The following is a 4,810-nucleotide window of genomic DNA, read 5'->3' on the forward strand; positions in this document are numbered from 1 at the left end:
ACCAATAGATAGTTCATTTGAAAATGGGTCTTTATTTAATCCGCCAATAGCAACAAGGACACCTTCTTCATTGAACACGCCAAATAAACCTTCTCCAGAATAATTAAAAGTATTACTGCCATTTTTATAATCATTTACTAATCTTTCTACAAAACGAAAACCATCTGCTTTGCTTTGCTTTACTAAACTATCCAAATCAAAATTCAACAAATTATATATTTGCTTTACCTCATATTTTCCCATATGTATCCCCCTCGCAAATTATGTAATTCTTGTTTAACGTTTCTTCCTATTGTTTAATACCAATTATTTCAAATACAAGTGATAAACTCAATCTTTTATTTTCATTCAATATAAAAAATCACGCTCAAATTTGAACGTGATTTTTTAAAAGTATTTGCTGTAGAGATCTCTTCTTAATTTCCCACTTAGTTGAGCATATATTCTTTGTTTCACTTTTTTTGGCCAAGTAAGCTTTATATTACTTCGAGAGGTGCCCCATATATTAATAATATGAGTAGCGTCGTAGCTATGTCTTAATTGATGTTTTTAAGCCACCTGCGGACATCTTATTACTGTAGTGCTATCCAGTGGTCTGTTTCTTCTTCATAGTTATGCCCAGTATAATCAAGGCAACATAGATTACGATGGCAATCGAATCTATAAGCGTATCCGTAAGTGCCGAAACGTCAAGTATTGCCGTTACACCAAGAATGACCATCAATCGGACGACCAGGATCGCCACGATCATCCATGCGGCAAAACGGACCTTTGATTGCTCACTTTGGAATGACATGAAAATGAATGCGATGCCGAAGACCAGATTTTCCGCCGTAATAATGTGCCAAACATACGTGAATACCGTCCGGGTATCCATGGACATTGCCATAATGTCGATCGTAGCAAGTACAAAGTATTGCCCGTTCCATGCATGCGTTACGGCAGATAGTATAGTAAGAACACCTACAATCAGATAATATAAATTTCTAACCTTGATGCTGATCACAACCCTCCTTAAAAATTTTCGGTTCATTGTCATAAATATCTTTGTAAAGCTCGCGGACAAATTCTGACAACCGTTGATCGCTTTCGTCATTGAAATCCCTTAACGTTTCAGCAGCTATGTTGAGAAGCTGACTGACCTTTTCAAGATGGGTAATCTTCTTGCGCGTTGCTGCGTTTTTAGCATCGAGGAACACAGCTACCTCTTCGCAGTATGCAGAATCGATATTTTCCATCTTGCGGAAACCAACTTTCCCCTTGATTTCGTCAAGAGAAAGGTCCGCATACCGCATAATTTGAATGTTCATCAAGTCTATGAGATCGTCTCTCGAATACCTACGGTACCGATTGTCTTTCCGAGACGGCGATACAATCCCAATCCGGTCATAATATCGAAGTGTATCCTTAGACATCCCAAGCATCTTCGAAACCTCTTGTATAGAATAAAGTTTTTTCATGAATCTAGAATATCATTTGAGTCGACTCCAATGTCAAGTTGTTTTCTGACTTTCTTTTACATTCAGAATTTGTCCTTAAATATCACTTTTAATTAATAATATTTATCATTTTATTCCGCAAACTTGGCCAGATTGTTGAACAAAACCTTTTATAGAAAATTGATATTTAAAATTTTTAAGAGATTGTGAAGGTTTCACTTAAATTAACGGTGCAGGATAGTTGAAGAGACAATAAAAATGTCTCTCCAATTTATGAGCACTTAACTCAAATTAAACAGCCTATTTTAATAATGTTTACATACATCCATCTCACAAAAAAGATACAGAAGAATATTCTCCTCTGTACCTATAATTGTTAGTTAACCTCTTTCTCTGTATCTTTAATCACTAGCAGAACACCTAATAATATTAACAAAGAACCTATCCAAAAGGTGAAGCTAATGGTTTCCCCAAGTACAATCCACCCTAATAAGGTTCCAACTACTGGCTGAAAGAAAAAGAATATACCTCCACTTGAAGCATTTAACAAATGCAATCCGCGATTCCACAACAAGAATGCTATAGAGGTGGATATGATTCCTAGATATAAAAGACCGCCCCAAATAACTGGGTCTTTTAAAATATTAAAATCCAATGCAGGTAGTGTTGGTAAGACAAATGGTGTTAGAACCACTAATGCAATGAAGGTTGCATATGTGGTTACGACAATTTGCGAATAATAACTCGGAAGACGTTTAATTAAGACAGACATTAAAGCCCATGTTAAAGCAGCCAAAATTAAAGTTAATCCACCAAGCATACTAGAGAACTCGATTTTATCTATACCTACGATGGTTATAACTCCTATTGTGGCTAACACAACAGAAACTGCTTTTTTGAATGTTAAAGGTTCTTTTAAAATGAGGCTTGCAAACACAACCATAAAAGCAGGTGTAGTAGCTGTGATAATAGCTCCCATTTGTGCGGTAGAAAGCATCGTTCCTGTTTCTTGAGCGACAATTGAAATTACATATCCCACTACTGCTATTAATAAAATTATAAAAAAATGGATTTTTTTCACTTTCCATTTTTGCTTTGTAATTAAGCCAATAACAACTAAAGCAATCAGTGCAATAATGTATCTCATCCATACAAGTTCCAAAGGTGGGATAACTGCCACTAGTATTTTTACGACGACATACATTCCGCCCCAAATACTGGATGCTAATATAAGAAATACAGAACCAAGTAAAGTGTTTTTCATTTTATTTACCCTCCGTTTGCTTGACCCATTCTATTAAGCCTTAACGGAGAGTTAAGTTTGTATTCTCTCCGTTAAGCGCGGGAGGATACAAATGGTACATCATTTTCAAAAAGAGGTTTGTAGAACACGAGATCATCTCCTTTAATTAATATTGTTATCATAACATCCTTTTATTTATTGGAAAACATAAAAAAGATGATGTGTATTTAAAATCTCTTAGTACTTTTAATGAAAGTGGAGAAGCTTTTGTACACAATATTAAATTAACAGGCGGTGCCAAAGGATAAGGAAGATTGGTATTCATACTTATAGTTGGACTCTTCCTGAACAACTAGAAAGTGGCTTGCAGCCATTAAATTCAATATACATTACCGGGGCAGTTTAGTTGAATAAGATTCCGATATCCAATTTATGTTATCTAGTTAATACTATTAATTATCTGTGGATGTTAAAAAATTGGAAGCTTTCTATAAAAAAATCTTTAAAAATAAATGAGCAGCTACAGCTGAAATTCAGTTGTAGCTTTTTTGTGTAAAAAACGACAATCGGTTGCAACTGCAACCTTTTCTATTGTAATAACGGGGTTAGTGACCAAGGAATGTAAGAGCGTAGACTCTGTGAGACTTAGGAGGGTTGACCTCCATAAGATATGTGGACATCCATTGGAGCGTATTTATCCAACTTTTTGTAAATAACCGAATGTTGGCTAGTTTCTTAAATAAAGTCTGAGTTTAAACTCTGCTGGGCATCACAAATAGTTAATAGAAGAGTATACAATTGTGACGGTTCTACCTGTTAATAAAGAAATGATATGCCAATCATCTGGGCTTTATAGTATCGTATATATCATCTTCATTTGAGTAGTTAGTTTCACTTAGATACATAGTTGGTGTTATGTTTTTCACGTTTTAACACTATTAATTCAATTGGATATAAGAGAATATGGAAACACATATGGACTATAATAGCAGCACCTATTCCATTAGAGTAAAATTGCCACCCGCATACAACACCAACTAGCATGTTACCAAAGAAAATGTATATATATAGCGCTTTAGAGTTTCCAATAACAGCTGATCCAAGATAATGTGATGCAGTAAATATTATACTTGAAATTAAGATGGCCAACCATATTGTTATATTAGGATCCTCTATGAAATAATGTATTACCCAATAAAAGAAACTAAGCGCTGCCCAGCGGAATATTATTTCTTCTAACACACTCGCATAAAAAACTCTAGTGAAAATACCAATTGAATTCCTATGCTTCTCGAGTTTAGAAAACTCATCACTAGGGAGGTAAAATTTAAATACACCGTAATAAATTAGAATATGGGCTATAGAGCAAATTGTTCCTAATATAAAAGCCTCTGCCCATTTATCAATAAATACTGCATCATGATGATTTATTAATCGAATTAAAAGTGATCCCACTATTATAAAAATGCAAAGCAGGATTAATTGAGAAATTATTGTAAATAACGGCGGAATATTCTTCTTATCTGGTGTGGTATCATCTCTAAGGTTCATTGAAAATATAACAATACCGGGTAAGGAAAGAAGAAATAGACAGACGAGTAATGAACTACTAATCATTAGATTTACTTCCTGAAGTGATTACATTGTAAATTTTCTTAGCTATATCCCTGAATAGTCTTGTTTCTTCAATAGTGAGCTTTGAAAAGTAGTTATCAATTACCAAGCGGTCAACTCTTTCGTACTCCTTAAAAAATTTATCACCTGAGGGTCCTAATGATAACAATATTTCTCTACGATTCTCTGGATTAATATCACGGCTTACATAATAATCCTTCTCTAATCTGTTTACAATTTGACTTACAGAACTCATTGATAACCCTAATTGCTTGGATATTTCATGTACCTTAACAGGATGGTTCTCATTTATGATTTGGAGAACCATAAACTGTTTAGGCGATAACTCTATTTCTAACATAGAATAATAATTTATAGCCAAGTGATTATTAATCTCTTCAAATATATGAAACGCTTCTTTTATTAAATCTTCTTGCTTCATTATAAACGACCCTCTTATAGTTTATTTACATAAATAGTTTATTATCATAAAATGTTTATGTACATATATAAT

5 protein-coding genes and 1 pseudogene are annotated in these 4,810 nt (G+C 33.9%); all 6 read right to left on the reverse strand.

Annotated elements, in window-relative coordinates; translation table 11 throughout:
* Nucleotides 1-243: pseudogene (locus LRP81_RS22880) on the reverse strand (GNAT family N-acetyltransferase); the annotation flags it as partial.
* A gap of 340 nt (nucleotides 244-583) precedes the next feature.
* Nucleotides 584-1,006 (reverse strand): hypothetical protein, encoded by a 423-nt coding sequence (locus tag LRP81_RS22885; RefSeq protein ID WP_230505487.1) that lies wholly within the window; start codon nucleotides 1,004-1,006, stop codon nucleotides 584-586.
* On the reverse strand, nucleotides 987-1,460 hold the full coding sequence (locus LRP81_RS22890; RefSeq protein ID WP_263458283.1) for a MerR family transcriptional regulator: 474 nt from the start codon (nucleotides 1,458-1,460) through the stop codon (nucleotides 987-989). The genes LRP81_RS22885 and LRP81_RS22890 overlap by 20 nt, the downstream gene beginning before the upstream one ends.
* Nucleotides 1,461-1,815: 355 nt before the next feature.
* Nucleotides 1,816-2,703: a DMT family transporter gene (locus tag LRP81_RS22895; RefSeq protein WP_230505489.1), complete on the reverse strand. Its 888-nt coding sequence runs from the start codon at nucleotides 2,701-2,703 to the stop codon at nucleotides 1,816-1,818.
* 870 nt (nucleotides 2,704-3,573) lie between these two features.
* The gene (locus tag LRP81_RS22900; protein ID WP_230505491.1) at nucleotides 3,574-4,299 is read right to left on the reverse strand and encodes a CPBP family intramembrane glutamic endopeptidase; all 726 of its coding nucleotides are present in this window, start codon (nucleotides 4,297-4,299) and stop codon (nucleotides 3,574-3,576) included.
* Entirely contained in the window at nucleotides 4,292-4,738 is a 447-nt protein-coding gene (locus LRP81_RS22905; protein ID WP_230505493.1) for a MarR family transcriptional regulator, read from the reverse strand. The genes LRP81_RS22900 and LRP81_RS22905 overlap by 8 nt, the downstream gene beginning before the upstream one ends.
* Nucleotides 4,739-4,810 lie beyond the last annotated feature (72 nt).

Origin of the sequence: Sutcliffiella rhizosphaerae (assembly GCF_917563925.1) — a bacterium.
In the GTDB taxonomy this organism is placed as follows: Bacteria; Bacillota; Bacilli; order Bacillales; family Bacillaceae_I; genus Sutcliffiella_A; species Sutcliffiella_A rhizosphaerae.